Origin of the sequence: Pseudomonas sp. CFII64 (genome assembly GCF_000416235.1) — a bacterium.
Taxonomy (GTDB): Bacteria; Pseudomonadota; Gammaproteobacteria; order Pseudomonadales; family Pseudomonadaceae; genus Aquipseudomonas.
The window spans coordinates 67,834-88,086 of record NZ_ATLO01000032.1 but is presented as its reverse complement, the minus strand read 5'-3'; the positions used below and the strand labels follow the sequence as shown (position 1 = coordinate 88,086).

19 protein-coding genes are annotated in these 20,253 nt (G+C 60.0%); 13 read left to right on the top strand and 6 right to left on the bottom strand.

The features are described from left to right. The first annotated feature begins 11 nt into the window (after positions 1 to 11). Entirely contained in the window at positions 12 to 230 is a 219-nt protein-coding gene (locus CFII64_RS30275; protein ID WP_020291640.1) for a PA3496 family putative envelope integrity protein, read from the top strand. On the opposite strand, the gene CFII64_RS14980 is transcribed toward CFII64_RS30275, so the two are convergent. Then, positions 190 to 1,134, bottom strand: a complete 945-nt coding sequence (locus CFII64_RS14980) for a LysR family transcriptional regulator (RefSeq protein ID WP_020291639.1) — start codon at positions 1,132 to 1,134, stop codon at positions 190 to 192. The two genes, CFII64_RS30275 and CFII64_RS14980, sit on opposite strands and share 41 nt — an antisense overlap. Positions 1,135 to 1,368: 234 nt before the next feature. Here CFII64_RS14980 and CFII64_RS14975 point away from each other — a divergent pair, with 234 nt between their 5' ends. The 4 genes from CFII64_RS14975 (at position 1,369) to CFII64_RS14960 (ending at position 5,611) form a co-directional block, all read left to right on the top strand. Beyond that, a complete protein-coding gene (locus tag CFII64_RS14975) occupies positions 1,369 to 2,784 on the top strand; it encodes an acetyl-CoA carboxylase biotin carboxylase subunit (RefSeq protein ID WP_020291638.1) in 1,416 nt (471 codons plus the stop codon). 10 nt (positions 2,785 to 2,794) lie between these two features. After that, positions 2,795 to 4,603, top strand: a complete 1,809-nt coding sequence (oadA, locus tag CFII64_RS14970; RefSeq protein ID WP_020291637.1) for a sodium-extruding oxaloacetate decarboxylase subunit alpha — start codon at positions 2,795 to 2,797, stop codon at positions 4,601 to 4,603. A gap of 238 nt (positions 4,604 to 4,841) precedes the next feature. Then, the gene (locus CFII64_RS14965; protein ID WP_156883192.1) at positions 4,842 to 5,339 is read left to right on the top strand and encodes a hypothetical protein; all 498 of its coding nucleotides are present in this window, start codon (positions 4,842 to 4,844) and stop codon (positions 5,337 to 5,339) included. Continuing rightward, positions 5,336 to 5,611 carry a helix-turn-helix domain-containing protein gene (locus CFII64_RS14960; protein WP_020291635.1) on the top strand — a complete coding sequence of 92 codons (276 nt, stop codon included), beginning with the start codon at positions 5,336 to 5,338 and terminating at the stop codon, positions 5,609 to 5,611. The genes CFII64_RS14965 and CFII64_RS14960 overlap by 4 nt, the downstream gene beginning before the upstream one ends. A 278-nt stretch (positions 5,612 to 5,889) precedes the next feature. On the opposite strand, the gene CFII64_RS14955 is transcribed toward CFII64_RS14960, so the two are convergent. Genes CFII64_RS14955 through CFII64_RS14945 form a run of 3 tightly spaced genes read right to left on the bottom strand, consistent with a single transcriptional unit; the run spans position 5,890 to position 7,654 of the window. Beyond that, complete coding sequence (locus CFII64_RS14955; RefSeq protein ID WP_020291634.1) at positions 5,890 to 6,561, bottom strand: GNAT family N-acetyltransferase; 672 nt, start codon at positions 6,559 to 6,561, stop codon at positions 5,890 to 5,892. 11 nt (positions 6,562 to 6,572) lie between these two features. Then, positions 6,573 to 7,019, bottom strand: coding sequence for a GNAT family N-acetyltransferase (locus tag CFII64_RS14950; RefSeq protein ID WP_020291633.1), 447 nt, complete (start codon positions 7,017 to 7,019; stop codon positions 6,573 to 6,575). Between the two features lie 11 nt (positions 7,020 to 7,030). After that, positions 7,031 to 7,654, bottom strand: coding sequence for an FMN-binding negative transcriptional regulator (locus CFII64_RS14945; protein WP_020291632.1), 624 nt, complete (start codon positions 7,652 to 7,654; stop codon positions 7,031 to 7,033). Positions 7,655 to 7,742: 88 nt separating this feature from the next. Here CFII64_RS14945 and CFII64_RS14940 point away from each other — a divergent pair, with 88 nt between their 5' ends. Both CFII64_RS14940 and CFII64_RS14935 read left to right on the top strand, forming a co-directional pair. Beyond that, on the top strand, positions 7,743 to 9,290 hold the full coding sequence (locus CFII64_RS14940; RefSeq protein ID WP_020291631.1) for a PLP-dependent aminotransferase family protein: 1,548 nt from the start codon (positions 7,743 to 7,745) through the stop codon (positions 9,288 to 9,290). A gap of 161 nt (positions 9,291 to 9,451) precedes the next feature. Beyond that, positions 9,452 to 10,663 (top strand): YeeE/YedE family protein, encoded by a 1,212-nt coding sequence (locus CFII64_RS14935; protein ID WP_020291630.1) that lies wholly within the window; start codon positions 9,452 to 9,454, stop codon positions 10,661 to 10,663. 146 nt (positions 10,664 to 10,809) lie between these two features. On the opposite strand, the gene tkt is transcribed toward CFII64_RS14935, so the two are convergent. Further along, positions 10,810 to 12,894, bottom strand: a complete 2,085-nt coding sequence (tkt, locus tag CFII64_RS14930) for a transketolase (protein ID WP_020291629.1) — start codon at positions 12,892 to 12,894, stop codon at positions 10,810 to 10,812. A gap of 239 nt (positions 12,895 to 13,133) precedes the next feature. Between tkt and CFII64_RS14925 the strand changes: the two genes are divergently transcribed. Next, positions 13,134 to 14,018, top strand: a complete 885-nt coding sequence (locus CFII64_RS14925; protein WP_020291628.1) for a bestrophin family protein — start codon at positions 13,134 to 13,136, stop codon at positions 14,016 to 14,018. A gap of 108 nt (positions 14,019 to 14,126) precedes the next feature. On the opposite strand, the gene CFII64_RS14920 is transcribed toward CFII64_RS14925, so the two are convergent. Beyond that, complete coding sequence (locus tag CFII64_RS14920; protein ID WP_020291627.1) at positions 14,127 to 14,999, bottom strand: LysR family transcriptional regulator; 873 nt, start codon at positions 14,997 to 14,999, stop codon at positions 14,127 to 14,129. A gap of 155 nt (positions 15,000 to 15,154) precedes the next feature. Here CFII64_RS14920 and CFII64_RS14915 point away from each other — a divergent pair, with 155 nt between their 5' ends. From CFII64_RS14915 to CFII64_RS14895, 5 genes are read left to right on the top strand one after another with little or no spacing between them, the layout of a single operon-like run. Continuing rightward, positions 15,155 to 16,192, top strand: coding sequence for an amino acid ABC transporter substrate-binding protein (locus CFII64_RS14915; protein WP_044901410.1), 1,038 nt, complete (start codon positions 15,155 to 15,157; stop codon positions 16,190 to 16,192). A gap of 29 nt (positions 16,193 to 16,221) precedes the next feature. Continuing rightward, positions 16,222 to 17,376 (top strand): amino acid ABC transporter permease, encoded by a 1,155-nt coding sequence (locus CFII64_RS14910; protein WP_020291625.1) that lies wholly within the window; start codon positions 16,222 to 16,224, stop codon positions 17,374 to 17,376. Positions 17,377 to 17,378: 2 nt separating this feature from the next. Beyond that, positions 17,379 to 18,473 carry an amino acid ABC transporter permease gene (locus tag CFII64_RS14905; protein ID WP_020291624.1) on the top strand — a complete coding sequence of 365 codons (1,095 nt, stop codon included), beginning with the start codon at positions 17,379 to 17,381 and terminating at the stop codon, positions 18,471 to 18,473. Next, positions 18,470 to 19,243 (top strand): amino acid ABC transporter ATP-binding protein, encoded by a 774-nt coding sequence (locus CFII64_RS14900; RefSeq protein ID WP_020291623.1) that lies wholly within the window; start codon positions 18,470 to 18,472, stop codon positions 19,241 to 19,243. The genes CFII64_RS14905 and CFII64_RS14900 overlap by 4 nt, the downstream gene beginning before the upstream one ends. Continuing rightward, positions 19,243 to 20,199, top strand: coding sequence for an isoaspartyl peptidase/L-asparaginase family protein (locus CFII64_RS14895; protein WP_020291622.1), 957 nt, complete (start codon positions 19,243 to 19,245; stop codon positions 20,197 to 20,199). The genes CFII64_RS14900 and CFII64_RS14895 overlap by 1 nt, the downstream gene beginning before the upstream one ends. Positions 20,200 to 20,253 lie beyond the last annotated feature (54 nt).

The window sequence follows — 20,253 nt, the reverse complement described above, 5'->3', positions numbered from 1 at the left end:
GGAGACAGGATATGGCTCGGCATCATGATGACTCGAACAGCACCGTCAAAACCCGCCGTCAACAGGAAGACCAGCGTCGAATGGCATTTCGCCGTGCAATCGAAAGCTATTCGGAAGAGCGCAAACTGAATCAAGCCCTCTCGGATTTCGACGACAGTATTTCCGGTCGTTTCTGGCAGGCTTCCAACGCTAGCGAAGGCGTCCGTCGAAACGCTCGACAAGCTGGCTGATCTGCGCGCGTTCGGTGCGGATGAAACCAAGGAAGGCATGAGCGACCGGCGATAGACGTCTGTCCCTGGCCTGCACCACGCACCAGCTGCGATACAGCGGCAACTCGGCCACGGGCAGCTCGACGAGCAGGCCGGTGGCGAGTTCGAGGCTGACCGCGTGGCGCGTCAGCAGCGCAATGCCCAGCCCGGCCACCACGCATTCGCGCTGCGCTTCGTGGGACGCAACCTCCAGCGTCTGGGTGAAATGCACGCGCTTGTCCTTGAAGTATTCCTCGCAGGCCTTGCGCGTTCCCGAGCCGCTTTCGCGAATCAGCAGCGGATAAGGTTCCAGATCCTTCAGCGCCAGGGCTTGCCCGTGGCACAGCGGATGGTCCGGCGGCGCGACCGCGACAATCGGGTTGTTGAGGAAGGGTAGAAATTCCAGGCCCATGTCCTGAGGGACCATGGACATCACCACCAGATCGTCGCGATTGTCGGAAAGCCGTCTGATGACCTGGGCGCGATTGACCACCGTCAGGTTGAGAATGACTTCCGGATAGTTGCGCTTGAAGGCGGCGAACAGGTGCGGGACGAAATATTTGCAGCTCGACTCGACCGCCAGCTTGAGTTGACCTTGCAGAGAACCCTGTAAATCGGTGAGCTGCATATCCAGGCTTTCCAGCCGCCCGAAAATGTCGCGACTGGCCAGTTGCAGCGCCTCGGCGGCTTCGGTCAGGTAGAGTTTTTTGCCGATATATTCGAACAGCGGCTGGCCAATCAGCTCTTCCAGCTGGCGTATCTGCAAGCTGACGGCCGGTTGCGTGAGGGCCATTTCATCCGCCGCGCGGCTGTAAGAACGCAGATCGCAGACCTCATTGAAAATCCGCAGTTGACGCAATGTCATACGCATCAATGACTTACGCATTATTTGCGGCTCCTTCGAATAGCTGAAGCACCAACTATAAGCTTTTACTTATAGTCATCCCAATATTTACTCATTTTTGTTAATCACTGATCCGGCATAGGGTTGTGGTGCGACAAAAATCCACATGCGCAGTTACAAAAAAAGAGGCTACAAAAAAGCAGCGGCCGAAGCGATATCCGGTCCTGCGCCGAGCGGCTTAGTCGCTTCGTCTGTTCAATGGTCGAGGAAATACTCGTGATAACAAAAATCCTGATCGCCAACCGCGGTGAGATCGCTGTCCGTATCGTGCGCGCTTGCGCCGAAATGGGCATCCGCTCCGTAGCGATCTATTCCGACGCCGACCGTCACGCGCTGCACGTCAAACGCGCTGACGAGGCCCACAGTATTGGTGCCGAACCGCTGGCCGGTTATCTGAACCCGCGCAAGCTGGTCAACCTGGCCGTGGAAACCGGTTGTGATGCGCTGCACCCCGGTTATGGCTTCCTCTCGGAAAACGCTGAACTGGCTGATATCTGCGCCGAACGTGGAATCAAATTCATCGGACCTTCGGCTGAAGTCATCCGCCGCATGGGTGACAAGACCGAAGCCCGGCGCAGCATGATCAAGGCCGGAGTGCCGGTCACGCCTGGCACTGAAGGCAACGTCGCGGACATCGCCGAAGCGCTGGTGGAAGGCGACCGCATCGGTTATCCGGTGATGCTCAAGGCCACTTCCGGCGGCGGCGGGCGTGGCATTCGTCGTTGCAACAGCCGTGAAGAACTGGAGCAGGCCTTCCCGCGAGTGATTTCCGAAGCGACCAAGGCGTTTGGCTCGGCCGAAGTCTTCCTCGAAAAATGCATCGTCAATCCCAAGCACATCGAAGCGCAGATTCTCGGCGACAGTTTTGGCAACGTGGTGCATCTGTTCGAGCGCGACTGCTCGATCCAGCGCCGCAACCAGAAGCTCATCGAAATCGCGCCGAGCCCGCAGCTCACCCCGGAACAACGCGCCTACATCGGTGACTTGTCGGTGCGTGCGGCCAAAGCGGTAGGTTACGAGAACGCCGGCACCGTGGAGTTCCTGCTCGCCGAGGGCGAGGTGTACTTCATGGAGATGAACACCCGGGTGCAGGTGGAACACACCATCACCGAAGAAATCACCGGCATCGACATCGTTCGCGAGCAGATCCGCATCGCTTCGGGCCTGCCATTGTCGGTCAAGCAGGAAGACATCATCCATCGCGGTTTTGCCCTGCAATTCCGGATCAACGCCGAAGACCCGAAAAACAATTTCCTGCCCAGCTTCGGCAAGATCACCCGTTATTACGCACCCGGCGGCCCCGGCGTGCGTACCGACACGGCGATCTATACCGGTTACACGATTCCGCCGTACTACGACTCCATGTGCCTGAAGCTGATTGTCTGGGCGCTGACCTGGGAAGAGGCGATGGATCGCGGCTTGCGCGCCCTGGACGACATGCGTCTGCAAGGCGTGAAGACCACCGCCGCGTACTACCAGGAAATCCTGCGTAACCCGGAATTCCGTAGCGGTCAGTTCAACACCAGCTTCGTCGAAGCTCACCCGGAACTGACCAACTACTCGATCAAGCGCAAACCCGAAGAGCTGGCCCTGGCCATCGCCGCCGCCATCGCCGCCCATGCGGGCCTGTGAGGAATTGAATATGAGCAAACAAATTTTTGTAACCGACACCATCCTGCGCGACGCTCATCAGTCGCTGCTGGCGACCCGCATGCGCACCGAAGACATGCTGCCGATTTGCGACAAGCTCGACAAAGTCGGCTACTGGTCCCTGGAATGCTGGGGCGGCGCGACCTTCGATGCGTGTGTGCGCTTCCTCAAAGAAGATCCGTGGGAGCGTTTGCGCCAACTGCGCGCGGCGTTGCCCAACACGCGTCTGCAAATGCTGCTGCGCGGCCAGAATCTGCTGGGCTATCGCCATTACAGCGACGACGTAGTCAAAGCCTTCGTCGCCAAGGCTGCCGAAAATGGTATCGACGTGTTTCGCATTTTCGACGCCATGAACGACGTGCGTAACCTGCGCGTGGCCATCGAAGCGGTGAAAGATTCGGGCAAACACGCCCAAGGCACCATCGCTTACACCACGAGTCCGGTGCACACCATCGACGCCTTCGTTGCTCAGGCCAAACAGATGGAAGCCATGGGTTGCGACTCCATCGCCATCAAGGACATGGCTGGCTTGCTGACGCCATACGCGACCGGTGAACTGGTCAAGGCGCTGAAGGCCGAGCAATCGCTGCCGGTGTTTATCCATTCCCACGACACCGCTGGCCTGGCCGCCATGTGCCAGCTCAAGGCCATCGAGAACGGCGCCGATCATATCGACACGGCCATCTCCAGCTTCGCCTGGGGCACCAGTCATCCGGGCACTGAATCGATGGTCGCCGCGCTCAAGGGCAGCGAGTTCGATACCGGGCTGAACCTGGAATTGCTGCAAGAGATCGGTCTGTACTTCTACGCCGTGCGTAAGAAATATCACCAGTTCGAAAGCGAATTCACCGCCGTCGATACTCGCGTGCAGATCAATCAGGTGCCGGGCGGGATGATTTCCAACCTCGCCAACCAGCTCAAAGAGCAGGGCGCGCTCAATCGCATGAGCGAAGTGCTGGCCGAGATTCCACGGGTTCGCAAAGACCTCGGTTATCCGCCGCTGGTAACGCCGACCTCGCAGATCGTCGGCACCCAGGCGTTCTTTAACGTGCTGGCTGGCGAGCGTTACAAAACCATCACCAACGAAGTGAAGCTCTATCTGCAAGGCGGCTATGGCAAAGCGCCGGGCCAGGTCGACGAGAAGCTGCGTCGTCAGGCCATCGGCAACGAAGAGCTGATCGACGTGCGCCCGGCGGATCTGCTCAAGCCGGAAATGACCAAGCTGCGCGGGGAAATCGGCGACGTTGCCAAGTCTGAAGAAGACGTGCTGACCTACGCGATGTTCCCGGATATTGGCCGCAAGTTCCTCGAAGAACGCGCGGCGGGCACTCTGAAACCGGAAGTGCTGTTGCCGATTCCGGAAGCGGGCGGCGTGAGCAAGGCGGGCGGCGAAGGCGTACCGACCGAGTTCGTCATCGATGTGCACGGCGAAAGCTACCGCGTCGACATCACTGGCGTGGGCGTCAAGGCCGAAGGCAAGCGCCACTTCTATCTGTCCATCGACGGCATGCCTGAAGAAGTGGTGTTCGAACCGCTCAACGAATTCGTCAGCGGCGGCGCCAGCAAGCGCGCCCAGGCCAGCGCGCCGGGCCACGTCAGCACCACCATGCCGGGCAACATCGTCGATGTGCTGGTCAAGGAAGGCGACATGGTCAAGGCCGGTCAGGCAGTGCTCATCACCGAAGCCATGAAAATGGAAACCGAAGTTCAGGCGGCCATCGCTGGCAAGGTCGTGGCAATCCATGTGGCCAAGGGCGATCGGGTGAACCCGGGCGAGATCCTGATCGAGATCGAAGGCTGATCACAGCCTCGACAAACAGCTTTAACGATTAACCTCTGGGGGAGCGTAATGCTCCCTTTTTTTCGTCTGGTGATTTTGGTGGGAGCGAGCTTGCTCGCGAATTAGCTTCGCTCTAACGATCGTATGGTAACTGCATCAAAATGCATTTCTGTGTGTATATTCCGCATATATATGCACCATAGTGCAGATAATGCGACGAAAAATGCTGGTTAAGTGCAATATACTGCAGGTGTCTAAATTGAACCTTACCCTTCAGGTCTACGGCAATGGAGTTTGGCAAGACGCCATGAGTTTGTCCTTTGCCGAACCGGCAGAGGGTTTTCTCGGCCCTTGTCGTTTTGCGTACAAGTCGGCCTACGTGCACGCCAATCTGGATGCTTATCAAAGCCCCTTTGCCCTGGCCGTGAGCGCTCGTCTGCCGCTGGATTTTGATTCCATTTCACTACCTGCCGCGCCAGCGTTTCTGTATGACATCGCGCCATCTGGTGCAGCCAGACGCTTTCTCATCGCGCATATGGGGCGGGCAGGGCAAGTCGATTGGCGCGCTGCCTGCGATGCGCTGGCCGACATTCTCAATCCGCACGACGCATTCGAGCGCTTGCGTCAGGACGCCCGGCAACTCCGCGCATTGCCGGACCTGCTGCGCGACAGCGGCTTGCCCCAGGCGACGTTCAACCATCCCGCAATCGCCTTGAATAGCCTCGACCAGCGTTTGCTTGCCTGGGGGCTGCAATGACCTTGTCCATGGATGCGCGCGCGCTGCTGATTGAAAGCGTTCAACAAGGCATTGCCGACGGCAGCCTGGAAATCGGCGCGGCGGTCAGACGCTTGCGCGTCGAAGGGGCCAGTCTGCATCAGAGCCAGTTCGCGAAAATGTGCAAGATATCGGTCCGCACGCTGATTCAGATCGAGCAAGGCGAGGGCAACCCGACGCTGAAATCGCTGAATGCCGTGTTGCGGCCGTTTGGTTTGCAGATGGGCGTGGTGCGGCGGCATCGGCATACCTAGGAGGGGACTTGTCCCCGAAGGCGTCGGCTGGGCCGACATCATTTTGCCTGACACTAATGCGGTATTTGCACCAACGCCTTCCCGGACAAGTCCGGTCCTACCGAATCTGCGCAAAACCGGTAGGGGGGGACTTGTCCCCGAAGGCGTCGGCTGGGCCACCATCATTCACCTGATTCAATCCGGTGTTTGCGCCAACGTCTTCCCGGACAACTCCGGTCCTACCGAATCTGCGCGAAACCGGTAGGAGGGGACTTGTCCCCTCCTACCGGGCCGTCTGATTACCGGCGAAACGCCTCTAGGCCTTTCACCTGTTGCCCTGCCTCGAAATTACCCTCGGCCAGCCAGCCCTCGAACGCGTTTTGCAGTTCAGGCCATTCGCCGTCGAGTATCGAATACCACGCTGTGTTGCGGTTCTGGCCTTTGACCACCATGTGCTGACGGAAAGTGCCTTCGTAGCTGAAACCGAAACGGTCAGCGGCGCGTTTGGAGCGGGCGTTGTCGCCGTTGCATTTCCATTCCAGGCGGCGGTTGCCCAGCGCGAAGGATTCCTTGGCCAGCAGGTAAATCGCTTCGGTGCCCTTGGGTGTACGCTGCATGGCTGCGCCGAAGGTGACGTGGCCGATTTCGATGCGACCGTGAGCCGGAACAATGGACATCAGGCTCAAGATGCCATCCACCGCGCCGGTCGCCTGATCGACGATGGCGTAGAACCACGGGTCGGTGTCTGCGGCGTGGCGCGCCAGCCAGGCATTGAACTCTTCACGCTGGTCAAACGGACCGTAAGGCAGATAATCCCAAAGCTTGGGGTCTGAATTCGGGCCTTCCAGCGCCGTCCACAAGGCGTCGCCGTGGCGTGCGGTGTCGAGTTTTTCCAGGCGAATGAAGCGCCCTTCGAGGGTCTTGCTGTTCGGTAATCTGGCCGGTTGCCAGTGCAGTTCATCGTTCGACATGGGCAGACTTCCTAAAGCATTTTGCGAAATTGAATGTAACCGGGGCGTTCAGCGATACGCTCGTACAGTTGAATCGCGGTGGCGTTGGTTTCGTGGGTCAGCCAATGGACCTTGTCGCAACCATCGGCCCTTGCCGTCGTGTAAACGTGCTCGATCAACAAGCGCCCGACGCCCGTGCCGCGTGCTTGCGGGGCGACGATCAGGTCTTGAAGGTAACACGCGTTGGCGATGCTCCAGTTCGAGCGATGGTAGATGAAATGCACCATGCCGACGGCCTCGCCATCTTTCCAGGCCAGCGCAGCGTTGGTCGGCTCGTTGGAATCGAGCAGCCGTTGCCAGGTGGATTTACTGACGTTGTCGGGCAATTGCGTCTTGTAGAACTGCAAATACGCCTGCCAGAGCGGCAGCCAGGCGGCGTGATCCTGTGCGGTGACAGGGCGGATCTGAATATCAGTCACACAATTCTCCTTCAGCTCATCAAGTGAGCGAGTTCCTGATCTTTGAGATCAGCGCTGGCCGCCAGCCCGTCGCGAACACCCGCCACGTCAGCGGCCGAGCGGTTCTGACCAAGCTTGCGTTTGCCTTCCAGACGCTCGATGGGCAGCGTGAAGCCGACAATGGCGCCGAGCATTTTTTCGATGTAATCGGCAGGCGCGTCGGCTACCGCCCAAGGGGTGGCGCGACCGGCTTCATGTTTGTCGGTCAAGCCGCTGACCACTTCAAGCAGGCGCGCAGCATCGGTAAACGCTTCGGCGATCCCGTAAGCGTGTATGGCGAGGTAATTCCAGGTGGGCACCACTTTGCCGTGCTCGGCTTTGGCCGGGTAAAACGACGGGCTGACGTAAGCGTCTGCACCGGGGAAAATCACCATGACCTGCGCGCCATTGGCCAGCGCCTGACATTGCGGATTGGCCTTGGCCAAATGCCCGTAAAGCGTGCCGTACGCGCCTTGTTCGGGGCGTAACAGTAAGGGCAGATGACTGGCCTGGATTCCGGCTTCGTCGCTGGTGACCAAAATCGCCAGGCGCGTGTGTTCCATCAGCCCGTGCAGGCGAGCGAGGTCTTCATCTTTGAAAGCGGCCGGCGTGTACATGAAATTCTCCTTGGCGAATGGCGTAATCCTAGGCAGCCTATTGGTTCGATGTAAGAGCCATTACTGGCGAATTTGATAGGACCAATTCATGCCTGAGCGTCCGTTGTCTTTCCCCTTCAATCTGGCCGGCATCGAGCTGGACCGCCGCCATGGCTTGAGTCGTCAGTTGTATGAAGCCTTACGTCAGCGGATTCTCGATGGACGTTTGAGCAGCGGCACGCGTCTGCCCGCCAGCCGGGATCTGGCGGAGTCGTTGTCCATCTCGCGCAACAGCGTGATGCGCGCCTACGATCAGCTCTATGCGGAAGGTTTTACCGACGGGCGAATCGGCGACGGGACGTATGTGGCTTTGTTGCCCGACAAAACCATCCCGCTGAAAAAATTATCCACAAAACCATCCACAGGCTTATCAACAAGGTTACCCACAGCCTTATCCACAAATTGCCGTGAAACTGCCGAAAATTCGCCCGAAGAAGTTATCCACAGCGCGGCGCTGGAATTGCTCAAGCGTCACCATTTGAATAAACCGTCAAAGGGCGCACCACGCGCTTTTCGGGTGGGTATTCCGGCCTTCGATCTGTTCCCGTTTGCCGTTTGGGGCAAGCTGCATGCGGCTTTTTGGCGCAAGCCCGACTTGCAGACCCTGGGTTACGGCGAAGCCGCGGGGGATTGGCGGCTGCGGGAGTTGATTGCGGTGTATCTGCGCACTTCACGAGGATTGCAGTGCACGGCTGAGCAAATAGTAATCACCAGCGGCGCCCAGCAAGCGATTAGCCTTTGTGCACAGCTGCTGATCGAGGCGGGCGACGGCGTTGCGATAGAAAATCCAGGCTATCGCGCGGCCGGCCATGCGTTTGCCATCGCCGGGGCAAACCTGCAGGGCATTTCAGTGGACGGCGAGGGCATGTGCAGCGCGCAACTGCAGCACAGCGCTTGCAAGCTCGCCTACGTGACGCCGTCGCATCAGTATCCAACCGGCGTGGTCATGAGCCTGGCGCGACGCCTCGATCTGTTGGCCTGGGCCGAGAAAAACCAAAGCTGGATCGTCGAGGATGACTACGACGGCGAGTACCGTTACAGCGGCGCACCCTTGGCGCCCTTGGCAGCGCTGGATCGTTTTGGTCGGGTGTTGTATGTCGGCACGTTCGGCAAAATCGCCTACCCGGCGCTGCGTCTGGGCTATCTGGTGTTGCCGGTCGGCCTGGTGGAGCCGTTCAGCCAGCGGCGGGCCGTGGACATGCGCCATTCGGAAGTCAGTACGCAGGCGGTCATGGCTGAGTTTATTGCTGGCGGCCACTTCCAGCGCCACATCCGCCGCATGCGTCGCGCCGCCTTGAATCGACGCGACGCGTTGCTGGCCGGTTGGCCGGAAGGCTTGCGAGGTTGCAGCCCGATGCCCAAAGTCGTCGCCGGGCTGCACGTTGCGGTGCGGGTGGACAGCCTGGCGCGGGAAAAGGAGCTGATCGAGAAAGCCGAAAGCGTCGGCGTTGAAATCACTGCGCTCAGCGATTATTGGCTGCCGGAATCCACCGAACCCATGAATAACCGCGCCGGATTGGTGCTGGGATTCGCGGCGGTGCCGGAGGCGGATATTGCAGTGGCGTTGGAGAAGTTGCGGGCGGTTTGGGCGGATTGAGGTGGAGTGCGTTCCGTAGGACCGGCTTTAGCCGGGAGCAGGCCGGTTCATTCACAGCAACTGCGGCGTCAGCCCCGTCGCCCTCCCGGCTAAAGCCGGTCCGGGTTGGAGTAGGGTTTAGCGATATAATCGCCGCCATCACCTTCCAACCGAGACTTCTCATGACTACTTCTCTTGCTGCGGCTCCCGCGCGCAAGCCGGGTGCGGCGTTGATTGCTGCGTTTCTGCTGTTGTTCGCGGCGATGTTTCTGCTCAGCAGTGTCGGCGTTCGCCAGGTGCTGTTGCTGATGGTCGGCGCGGCGCTGGGCCTGACGCTGTATCACGCGGCCTTTGGTTTCACCTCAGCCTGGCGGGTGTTCATCCGTGAGCGCCGTGGCGCGGGGCTGCGGGCGCAGATGGTGATGTTGGCCATCGCGGTGGTGCTGTTCTTCCCGGCATTGGGCGCGGGCACTCTGTTTGGTCAGCCGGTTACCGGTCTGGTCGCGCCCGCTGGCGTGTCTGTAGTGTTCGGCGCGTTCATCTTCGGCATCGGCATGCAGATGGGCGGCGGTTGTGCGTCGGGCACGCTGTTTACTGCTGGCGGCGGCAATGCGCGGATGCTGGTGACATTGCTGTTCTTCATCATTGGCTCGTTGATCGCCACGCATCACGTCGACTGGTGGTTCTCGCTGCCGTCGTTCCCGGCGACTTCCATCGTGAAAAGCTTCGGCGTGCTGCCGGCACTGGCGCTCAGTCTGGCGGTGTTTGCGTTGATCGCCTTTGTCACGCTGCGCCTGGAAAAGCGCCGTCACGGCCAACTCGAAGCGGCGGTCACCAGCGAACACGTCGGGCTGCGGCGTTTCCTGCACGGCCCTTGGCCGCTGGTGTGGGGCGCAATAGGTTTGGCGTTGCTCAACTACGCGACGCTGGCACTGGCCGGACGTCCCTGGGGGATCACTTCGGCGTTCGCCTTGTGGGGCGCGAAGGTTGCAGGCTCGCTGGGCGTTGATGTCGGCAGCTGGGCGTTCTGGCAGATGCCGGCCAACGCCAAGGCGCTGGCCGCTCCCGTGTGGCAAGACATTACCAGCGTGATGGACATCGGCATCATGATCGGCGCGCTGCTGGCAGCCGGACTGGCAGGACGCTTCGCGCCGAACCTGAAGATTCCGGCTCGCTCGCTACTGGCGGCGGTGATCGGTGGTTTGCTGCTGGGTTACGGCTCGCGTCTGGCCTACGGCTGCAACATCGGCGCGTACTTCAGCGGCATCGCCTCCGGCAGCCTGCATGGCTGGCTGTGGTTGGTGGCGGCGTACGTCGGGAACGTGGTCGGCGTTAAATTGCGCCCGTTCTTTTTTGTCGGCGAACGCCCGCAGGTGGCGTTGACGGGTTGCTGAATTGACGTAGCGCCCGTTGAAGCGAGGATTGTTGTAGGACCGGCTTTAGCCGGGAGGGCAGTTTTGACGCCCTCGCGACTAAAGTCGCTCCTACGGCCGCTCCTACGATTGCTCCTACGGTCGCTCCTACGGCCGGTTCCAACGGGTTATTGAGCGATCTGCTCCTTCGCCAGCTTCACGATGTTCTCCACGGTGAAGCCAAACTTGGCCTGCAGCTTATCGATGGGCGCTGAGGCGCCGAAGGTGTTCATGACCACTTTGGCGCCGGTGTTGCCCACGTAGCGATCCCAGCCCATCGGGCCTGCCTGTTCCACCGCCACCCGCGCAGTAACAGTGGGCGGGAACACGCTGTCGCGGTAGTTCTGGTCCTGATCCTCGAACAATTCCCAGCTCGGCATCGACACCACGCGCGCGGCGATGCCTTCGGCTTTCAGCTGCTCGTAAGCCTGCACGGTCATGCCGACTTCACTGCCGGTGGCGATCAGAATCACCTGCGGTTCACCTTCCTGAGCATCGGCCAGCACATAAGCGCCTTGTGCAACACCTTCGGCCGAAGCGTACTGATCGCGATCCAGAGTGGGCATCGGCTGGCGCGAAAGAATGATGCACGATGGCCGGCTGGTCTGGGCGAGGGCGATTTTCCAGGCCTGCACGGTTTCGTTGGCATCGCCGGGCCGCAAGGTCAGCACCCCCGGCGTGGCACGCAACTGGGTGAGTTGCTCGATAGGCTGGTGCGTCGGGCCGTCTTCGCCAACCCCAATCGAGTCGTGGGTGAAGACGAAAACCACCGGCAACTCCATGATCGACGCCAGGCGGATCGGCGGTTTCATGTAGTCGCTGAACACCAGGAACGTTGAGGTGTAAGGCCGCACGTAGGACAGCGCCATGCCATTGGCGATGGAGCCCATGGCGTGCTCGCGGATGCCGAAGTGCAGATTGCGGCCGCTGTAGTCCTTCGCCGAATAACTGCCCGCGCCGTCGAACGTCAGATTGGTTTTGGTTGACGGCGAGAGGTCCGCCGAGCCGCCCAGCAGCCACGGGATCTTCGCCGCGAATGCATTGAGCACCTTGCCGCCGGAAGCTCTTGTCGCAAGGCCTTTGGCGTCGGTTTCAAAGTTTTCCAGCTCATCCTGCCAGTGCTCTGGCATTTCGCCAGCGCGCATGCGGCGCAATTGATCAGCCAGCTGCGGATCGCTGCGTTTGAGTTCATTGAGGGTGCCGTCCCAGGCCTCGTAAGTGCCGCCGTTGCGGCGGATCAAACTCTCGCGCAGGCAATCGCGCACTTCTTCGGGGACCAGGAAGCTGGAATCTTCATCCCAGCCATAGAATTTTTTGGTCAGCTTGATCTCGTCAACGCCCAGCGGTCCGCCGTGGGCCGCAGCGGTGTTGTGTTTGTGCGGCGAGCCATAGCCGATCACGCTGTCGACCACGATCAGGGTCGGCGCATCGCTGGTCTGTTTGAAGACTTCGATGGCGCGGGCAAGCGCTGCGGTGTTGTTGGCGTCAGTGACATGCAGGGTATTCCAGCCGTAACCCTCGAAACGGGTCTGCACGTCTTCGCTGAACGCTAGCTCCGTGTGGCCTTCGATGCTGATGGTGTTGTTGTCGTAGATCCAGCATAGGTTGGACAGCTTCAAGTGCCCGGCCATGGACGCGGCCTCGGCGGTCACGCCTTCCATCATGTCGCCGTCGCCGCAGAGTACGTAGACGCTGTAGTCGAACAGGGTTTTCTGCGGACGATTGAAGCGCTCGGCCAGCCAGCGTTCGGCCATGGCCATGCCAACACTGTTCGCGCAGCCCTGGCCAAGCGGGCCGGTGGTGGTTTCTACGCCAGTGGTCATGCGGTATTCCGGATGGCCGGGCGTCTTGGAGTCGAGCTGCCGAAATTGTTCGATGTCTTCCAGGCTCACGGCCGGTTTGCCGGACGGGTTGCCGTGTTCGTCGATTTCGACGACGCCTGCCAGATGCAGCAACGAGTACAGCAGCATCGAGGCGTGGCCGACTGACAGCACGAAACGGTCGCGATTGGGCCAATCGGGATGGTCAGGGTGATAACGCAGAAAACGGTTCCACAGCGTGTAGCCCACGGGAGCCAGCGCCATCGGCGTGCCGGGGTGGCCGGAGTTGGCCTTCTGCACGGCGTCCATGGCCAGGGTGCGGAGGGTGTTGATACACAGTTGGTCGCGTGCGGTGCTTTGTTCGCTGGAGATTGACGTTGAAGACGAGCCCATTGAATTTACCCTCGGTGACGTGCTGCTGAACATCCAGATAAGTGTGGAGCACATCCGGGGGCGGTTTGTTCCTTGAAGTTTTGTTTGCCGACGCTGGGTGGCGAGTGGTGGCGTGTCACAGGTTCGCGCGAAACTTAAACGATTCAGCGATTTCTACCCCCGCGTGCGAACCATATGCCGCAAAGACATTCGAAGCAGGGTATCGGCGTGTATTACGCAGTAGCCACGAGGTAGTCCCATTGCAGCAAGCGATCATCGAGAAGTACCGGTTTCTGATTAAAACCATTGGCTATGTCGGCTGGTCGTTGTTCTGGCTGTTGATTTGGGACGTGATCGTCACGGTCGACTTCATGCTGTTTCTGGATCGAAAAATCAGCCTGCCCGCCCTGCCGCTGACCTTGCTGGGTTCGGCGCTGGTCGTGCTAACCAGCTTTCGCAACTCCAGCGCGTACAACCGCTGGTGGGAAGCGCGCACGTTGTGGGGCGCACTGGTCAACAATTCCCGCAGCTTCGCCAGACAAGTGCTGACGCTGATCGAGGATGACGGCGACATCAATCCGGCCAAGGCCGTGCTGCTGCGTCGGCATGTGGCCTACGTGAAATGTTTGTCCGCCCATTTGAAAGGCGGCTCATGCGGTGAGGAAGTGCAGGCGCTGATCACCCGCGAGGAATACTCCCGGCGCCACGACACCAACAACTTCCCCAACGACGTCCTCAACGCCTCGGCTGCGCTGCTCGCCAAGGAATACGACGCCGGCCGCCTGGACAGCATCCGCCTGGCGCGCATCGAGACCACGCTGGTGGAAATTTCCAACTGCCAGGGCGGCATGGAACGCATCGCCAACACGCCATTGCCTTACCCGTACGTGGCGTTTCCACGTCTGTTCATCAGCCTGTTCTGCGTGATCGTGCCGATTGGCCTGGTCGACACCCTCGGCTGGTTCACCCCGCTGGCGTCGACCGTGGTCGGCTTCATGCTGCTGGCCATCGAGAAAATCGGCACCGACCTGCAAAGCCCGTTCAGCGCCAGCGAACACGAAATCCAGATGACCGCGCTGTGCGACAACATCGAACGCAACCTGGATTCGATGCTCAGGGATGCGCGGGTGGAGAGTACGGTTTGAGTCGAAACGCCGCCCGCCCTTAACGTAGGTCGTGAAATACCTTGTCGTCCGGACGCCGCGCCAAACATAGTCCCCTCCTGCCGATGTTTGGGTTGCGTGACGGCCACCTCAGGAAATCTTCTGCCAGAACGCATCCGCCTCGGGGTTTCGGTTGCCGCGCCAGCGGACGAGGATGACTTCCAGGTGATCGGACTGCATGTCTGGGTACAGGCGGACCAATTCCTGGCGTTCGATCAAGGGCGCGACCATCGTGTGGGGCATGCAGGCGACGCCATGGCCGCTGGCGGCCATTGGTTTGAGCGCTTCGGAAACGGTTGCTTCGAACACGCGGCGCAAGCGATGGGGTTCAGGATGGCGCTCGATTTGGACGCGTGACAGATCGTGCAACTGCGCGCTGCGCGCGTACGTCAGCCACGGAATGGGTGCGTCCGACGCCGCGCAGCGCGCTGCCAGTTCGGGGGTTGCCACCCAATAAAGTTCGTCGTGCCCCAGGGACAACACTTCAAATTCGCTCTGCCGCGAATACGGCTCTGTCTTGTCATCGCCATAAAACAGAATGAAGTCGCAACGGCCCGACATCAGCGCCATGTAGTAATCGTCGGTGCTGCGGTAGCCAGTGTCGATTCGGGTGAACATCGGACTTTGCGGCGTCGAAAACTGGCTGATCCAGTCCGGAAAGAAATTGCAGGCCAGGGTATGCAGGGACGCAAACGTCAACGGCCGATCAAGGATTTTCACACTTTGCTCGCAATCGCGCGCCAGACGCACCAGCTCCAGCGCATTGGGCAGCAGCGCTTGACCGGCCGCGGTCAGGCGGATCGGGTTCTTGCTCCGATCAATCAAGGTTGCGCCCAGATAGGCTTCCAGCAGTTGAATGCGCCGGCTAAGCGCCGACTGTGAAGAGCCGCGCATGCTGGCGGCAGCGGTGAATTTACCGGTGTCGGCCAGTGCAAGAAAATCCTGATACCAATCGATGTCCATGTGTTATTCCGAAATTCGATAGCCTGTTCAGCATAGTGGATCAACAGTTGCTAACGCATGCCTGTTTTCTCTCGCTATTGTGCAGGCAGTCGCCACCTGCCGATACGTCGTGGTTTATCCCAATAAGAATTAAAACGTTGTAGAAGGGGCATGTTATGCAAAAACGGAATGGCCTAAAGAATTTTCTGACTTCATCTATGCTGTTGGTCAGCCTCGTGGGCGCTGCGGCCGCACAGGCCGGTGTGCTGGATAAAGTCAAAGCCCATGGCGCGGTGCGCTGTGGTGTTGCCAGCGACAAGCCAGGGTTTTCGTTGATCGACGACAAAGGCCAATGGACCGGCATGGATGTGGATCTGTGCCGTGCCGTAGCCGCTGCGGTGTTGGGCGACGCCAGTAAGGTCGAGTACATCGCGACCACCGCGAAGAATCGCTTTACCGCGCTGGCTTCCGGCGAAATCGACGTGCTGTCGCGCGCCACTTCCTGGACTGCCGATCGTGTTGCCAGCCTCGGTGTGGACTTCACCACCGTCTGGTTTTACGACGGCCAGGGTTTCATGACTCACGCCAAAGACGGAATCGAAAAACTCACCGATCTGGATGGCGCAACGTTCTGCCTGTCGCCGGGCACCACTTCTGAACAGAACCTGGAAGACTATTTCGGCCAGCGCGGCCTGACCTACAAAACCGTGATCATTGAAAAGAGCCCCGAGTTGTTTGCGGCGTTTCAAAGCGGGCGTTGCAATGCCATCTCCAACGACCTTTCAGGTCTGGCTTCGCGCCGCGCGATCATGAACAACCCGCAGGACTACGCGTTGCTGCCTGAAGTGATTTCCAAGGAGCCGTTGGGCGCATTCGTGGCGCAGGGCGATACCGTCTGGCGCAACGTGGTGACCTGGACTGCCTATGCATTGATGACTGCCGAAGAGTTCGGCATCAGTTCGGTAAACGTCGATGAAATGCGCGACAAGAAAGGTGGCTCAGCCGACGTCGCCCGTTTGCTGGGCAAGGAAGGGACGGTCGGCAAATCCTTCGGTCTGGATAACGACTGGGCGTATCGGGCAATCAAGCAAGTGGGCAATTACGCGCAAATCTATGAGCGCAATCTGGGCGAGAAAACCGTCCTCAACTTTCCCCGTGGCCTGAATCGCTCGTGGAAAGACCAGGGCCTGCTCTACGCGCCGCCTATTCGCTGATCGAATCACCACCGAACGGAATTACTGTCATGTGGACCCAACGCCTGCAGAGCGCTCGAGTGTTGAGCGTGCTGCAACAAGGGCTTGTGCTGGCCATTGTTGCCGCTGTCTTTTACCTGCTGGCGCATAACGCCAGCCTCAATTTGAAAGCGCTGAATATCGCCTCCGGTTTTGGCTTTCTCGATGAGCGGGCCGGTTACGACATCAGCTTCAAGTTGATCGATTACACCCCCAACGATACGTACGCCCGTGCGTATCTGGTGGGGCTGCTCAACACCTTGCTGGTGTCGGTGATGAGCATCGTGATGGCTACGGTGCTCGGTGTGGCGTTGGGCCTGTGCAAGGTTTCGGAGAACTGGCTGATCAGCCGCCTTGCCGGCGCCTGTATCGAGTTTCTGCGTAACGTGCCGTTGGTGGTGCACCTGGTCTGGTGGTACGGGCTGGCGCTGGCATTGCCCGGCGTGCGGCAGGCGATCTCGTTGTTCGATGTCGCCTATTTGAGCAACAGCGGCTTGATGTTGCCGTGGCTGGCCCAGGGTTCGCTGGTCGGCTGGGGTTTGCTGCTGATGGCGATTGGCGCATTGCTGGCGTATGTCAGCTGCCGTGTGCGGGAGGCAAAAGCCCCTTGGCATGGTTTCGCCGGGCGTCGCTGGCCCTGGTTGCTGGCGGGTGGCGTGCTGTTGCCGCTGCTGGCCTATGCGCTGAGCGATGCACAGTTGACCTGGGAAATCCCCGCCCGCAAAGGCTTCGGTTTCCACGGCGGCGTGGCGTTGGTGCCGGAGATGCTCGCCTTGTGGTTGGCCTTGTCGTTCTACAGCGCCAGTTACATCGCGGAAACCGTGCGCGGCGCCATTCAATCGGTGCAGCGCGGCCAGTACGAAGCGGCCAAGGCGCTGGGGTTCGAATACGGATCGACCATGCGCCAGCTCATCGTGCCGCAAGCGGTTTATCCGATGATTCCGCAGATCACCAATACCTACCTGAACATCGTCAAGAACTCTTCGCTGGGTGTCGTGGTGGGGTTCATGGAACTGGTGTCGTCAACCGGCGGCACCACCTTGAACCAGACCGGCCAGGCCATTGAATGCATTGCCTTGGTCATGGGCACGTACTGCGTGATCAGCCTGCTGATTTCCATTGCGATGAATATCTACAACCACCGTATCAGCCTGCGGGGTCATTGAAGATGAATGCGATCAATCAAGCCGCCGCCCTGCGCTTGCCGCCGCGCCAGCCTTTGCTGACACGCGCGCAGACGTGGACCCATAAACATTTATTTCCCAGCATCGGCCACGGTCTGCTGACGGTGCTGGTGCTCGGCCTGTTGTTCTGGCTGGTGCCAAAAGCGCTGGGCTGGCTGATTTTTGATGCCACGTTCGTCGGTACCAGCCGCACGGAATGCAATCCTCACGGGGCGTGCTGGTTGCCCATTACCCAACGCTGGAATCTGTTCGTCTACGGCTTCTATCCCGAAGCCGAGCGCTGGCGGGTGACGCTGGCGTTGGTGCTGGCCGTCGCCGCGTTCGTGCTGCTGTTTTTCCGGCGTCTGGACCGTCGCCTGCTGATTGGCTATCTGGCCTTGCTGCCGCTGGTCATGTGGTGGCTGCTCAAGGGTGGCGCCGGCTTGCCGGAAATCTCGTCGACCAGGTTCGCCGGGATGATGGTCACGGTGTTCCTCGGCACCGTGGGCATGATCTTCGCCTTGCCGCTGGGGATTCTGCTGGCGCTCGGGCGTCGGTCGAAGAAACCGGTGATTCGCATCTTGAGCGTGATGTATATCGAGCTGGTGCGCTCGGTGCCGGTCATTTCGTTGCTGTTCATGGCTTCGCTGATGATCCAGCTGTTCCTGCCGCCGGGTTCGATGTTCGACATCCTGCTGCGGGTGCAGCTGGTGCTGATCCTGTTCACGGCGGCCTACATGGCCGAAACCCTGCGCGGCGGCTTGCAGAACCTGCCCAAGGGTCAATACGAAGCCGCGCTGGCGTTGGGCTTCGGTTACTGGAAAACCATGGGCCAGATCGTTCTGCCGCAAGTCTTGAAACAGTCGATTGCGCCGCTGCTGACGCAGTTCATCGGCCTGTTCAAGGAAACCACGCTGGTGATGATCGTGGGCGTGCTGGATATCGTCGGCATCGCCATGAGTACGGCGGCCGCACCGGAATGGGTGGGCTATGGCCACGAGATCTACATTTTCCTGGCGATTTATTTCTTCGTCGTCTGCTTCGCACTGTCGCGCTATGCCCGGCACCTTGAAAAGAAACTGGAACAGAACCGCTCATGACTGATCATCGCGAGACTGACGCAGCGCCCATTGTGCGCATCGAAAACCTGAACAAATGGTACGGCAACGCGCATGTGCTCCGGGACATCTCTCTCTCGGTCAAGCCAGGCGAAAAGGTGGTGATCTGCGGGCCTTCGGGTTCGGGGAAATCGACCTTGATCCGCTGCATCAATCAGCTGGAACACCACCAGCAGGGCGTTATCGAGGTGCTGGGTGAAGTGCTGGACGACAATGTGAAGCGGCTGGAGCGGATTCGTCGCCAGGTCGGCATGTGCTTCCAGCATTTCAATCTGTTCCCGCACCTGACCGTGCTGAAAAACTGCACCTTGCCGCAAACCTCCAACCTCGGTGTGCCGCAGGATGAAGCCATTGAGCGCGCGCTGACGTTGCTGGACAAAGTGCAGATGCGCGCCCACGCCAACAAGTTTCCTTCCCAGCTGTCCGGCGGCCAGCAGCAACGCATCGCCATCGCCCGGGCGCTGTGCATGCAGCCCAAAGTCATGTTGTTCGATGAGCCGACCTCGGCCCTGGACCCGGAAATGATTGCCGAAGTGCTGGAGGTCATGACCGGTCTCGCGCAGGACGGCATGACCATGATCTGCGTGACCCACGAAATGGGCTTCGCCCGCAAAGTCGCGGATCGCGTGGTGTTCATGGATCAGGGTGAAATTGTCGAGCAAGCCACCCCGGAACGCTTCTTCTCGGCACCCGAATCAGAACGCACCCGACGCTTTCTCAATCAGATTCTCGATCACGGAGTCCATGCATAATGGCCAATCCTATTGCTATCGCGCTGCACGGCGGCGCCGGCGTGCTGACCCCCGGTTTGTTGACCGTGGACGATGAGAACGCGATTCACGACGCCTTGTTGCGCGCCCTCAAAGCTGGTCTGGCGCTGCTGGAGCAGGATGGCAGCAGCCTGGACGCGGTGCAGGCCGCGGTCGTCGAGCTGGAAGAATGTCCCTGGTTCAATGCGGGCAAAGGCGCGGTGTTCACCCATGCCGGCGACCACGAGCTGGATGCAGCGATCATGACCGGCGGCAACCGCGAAGCCGGCGCGGTGGCGGGCATTCATAACGTGCGCAACCCGATTCTGGCGGCGCGAGCGGTACTCGAACACAGCGAGCATGTCTTGCTCGCGGGTGTGGGCGCGGACAGCTTTCTTGCCGAGCAGAACCTGGAGCGGGTCGACAACGATTGGTACGACACCGACCTGCGCCGTCGTCAGTGGGATATGCAGCGTCAACAGCCCGATAGCGTTTCCCTGGAGCCGGGCGGCATCGACAAGAAGTTCGGCACCGTCGGTGCGGTGGCCCTGGATCGCAATGGCCACGTCGCGGCGGCCACCTCCACCGGCGGTATCACCAACAAGCGTTACGGACGAATTGGCGACTCACCATTGATTGGTTCTGGCACCTGGGCCGATAACCGCAGCGCAGCCATCTCGGCGACCGGGCATGGCGAGTTTTTCATTCGCACGGTGGTCGCGCACAACATCGCGTCCCGCGTGCTGTTGGCTGGCGAAGACCTGCACACAGCGTGCGATACCGTTGTCTGTGGTGAACTGAAAACCATGGGCGGCAATGGCGGGGTGATTGCAGTCTCTCCTTCCGGTGAGACGGTGCTGAGCTTCAATACGCCCGGCATGTATCGGGCATGGCGGGATGCCGAGGGCCATCTGCATACGGCCATCTACGCCGAAGATGATCGTTGTCACCGCACTTGAGCGGTACGCGATAAGTGAATGCGCGCAGCCAGGGACAATCGCTACGTCCCTGGC

What these genes read in the sequence shown, in the direction of transcription:
- CFII64_RS14895 (WP_020291622.1), top strand. Translation starts at nt 19,243, where the DNA reads ATGGCCAATCCTATTGCTATCGCGCTGCACGGCGGCGCCGGCGTGCTG.
- CFII64_RS30275 (WP_020291640.1), top strand. Translation starts at nt 12, where the DNA reads ATGGCTCGGCATCATGATGACTCGAACAGCACCGTCAAAACCCGCCGT.
- CFII64_RS14910 (WP_020291625.1), top strand. Translation starts at nt 16,222, where the DNA reads ATGTGGACCCAACGCCTGCAGAGCGCTCGAGTGTTGAGCGTGCTGCAA.
- CFII64_RS14935 (WP_020291630.1), top strand. Translation starts at nt 9,452, where the DNA reads ATGACTACTTCTCTTGCTGCGGCTCCCGCGCGCAAGCCGGGTGCGGCG.
- tkt (WP_020291629.1), bottom strand. Translation starts at nt 12,894, where the DNA reads ATGGGCTCGTCTTCAACGTCAATCTCCAGCGAACAAAGCACCGCACGC.
- CFII64_RS14900 (WP_020291623.1), top strand. Translation starts at nt 18,470, where the DNA reads ATGACTGATCATCGCGAGACTGACGCAGCGCCCATTGTGCGCATCGAA.
- CFII64_RS14920 (WP_020291627.1), bottom strand. Translation starts at nt 14,999, where the DNA reads ATGGACATCGATTGGTATCAGGATTTTCTTGCACTGGCCGACACCGGT.
- CFII64_RS14915 (WP_044901410.1), top strand. Translation starts at nt 15,155, where the DNA reads ATGCAAAAACGGAATGGCCTAAAGAATTTTCTGACTTCATCTATGCTG.
- CFII64_RS14980 (WP_020291639.1), bottom strand. Translation starts at nt 1,134, where the DNA reads ATGCGTAAGTCATTGATGCGTATGACATTGCGTCAACTGCGGATTTTC.
- CFII64_RS14960 (WP_020291635.1), top strand. Translation starts at nt 5,336, where the DNA reads ATGACCTTGTCCATGGATGCGCGCGCGCTGCTGATTGAAAGCGTTCAA.
- CFII64_RS14955 (WP_020291634.1), bottom strand. Translation starts at nt 6,561, where the DNA reads ATGTCGAACGATGAACTGCACTGGCAACCGGCCAGATTACCGAACAGC.
- CFII64_RS14945 (WP_020291632.1), bottom strand. Translation starts at nt 7,654, where the DNA reads ATGTACACGCCGGCCGCTTTCAAAGATGAAGACCTCGCTCGCCTGCAC.
- CFII64_RS14940 (WP_020291631.1), top strand. Translation starts at nt 7,743, where the DNA reads ATGCCTGAGCGTCCGTTGTCTTTCCCCTTCAATCTGGCCGGCATCGAG.
- CFII64_RS14905 (WP_020291624.1), top strand. Translation starts at nt 17,379, where the DNA reads ATGAATGCGATCAATCAAGCCGCCGCCCTGCGCTTGCCGCCGCGCCAG.
- oadA (WP_020291637.1), top strand. Translation starts at nt 2,795, where the DNA reads ATGAGCAAACAAATTTTTGTAACCGACACCATCCTGCGCGACGCTCAT.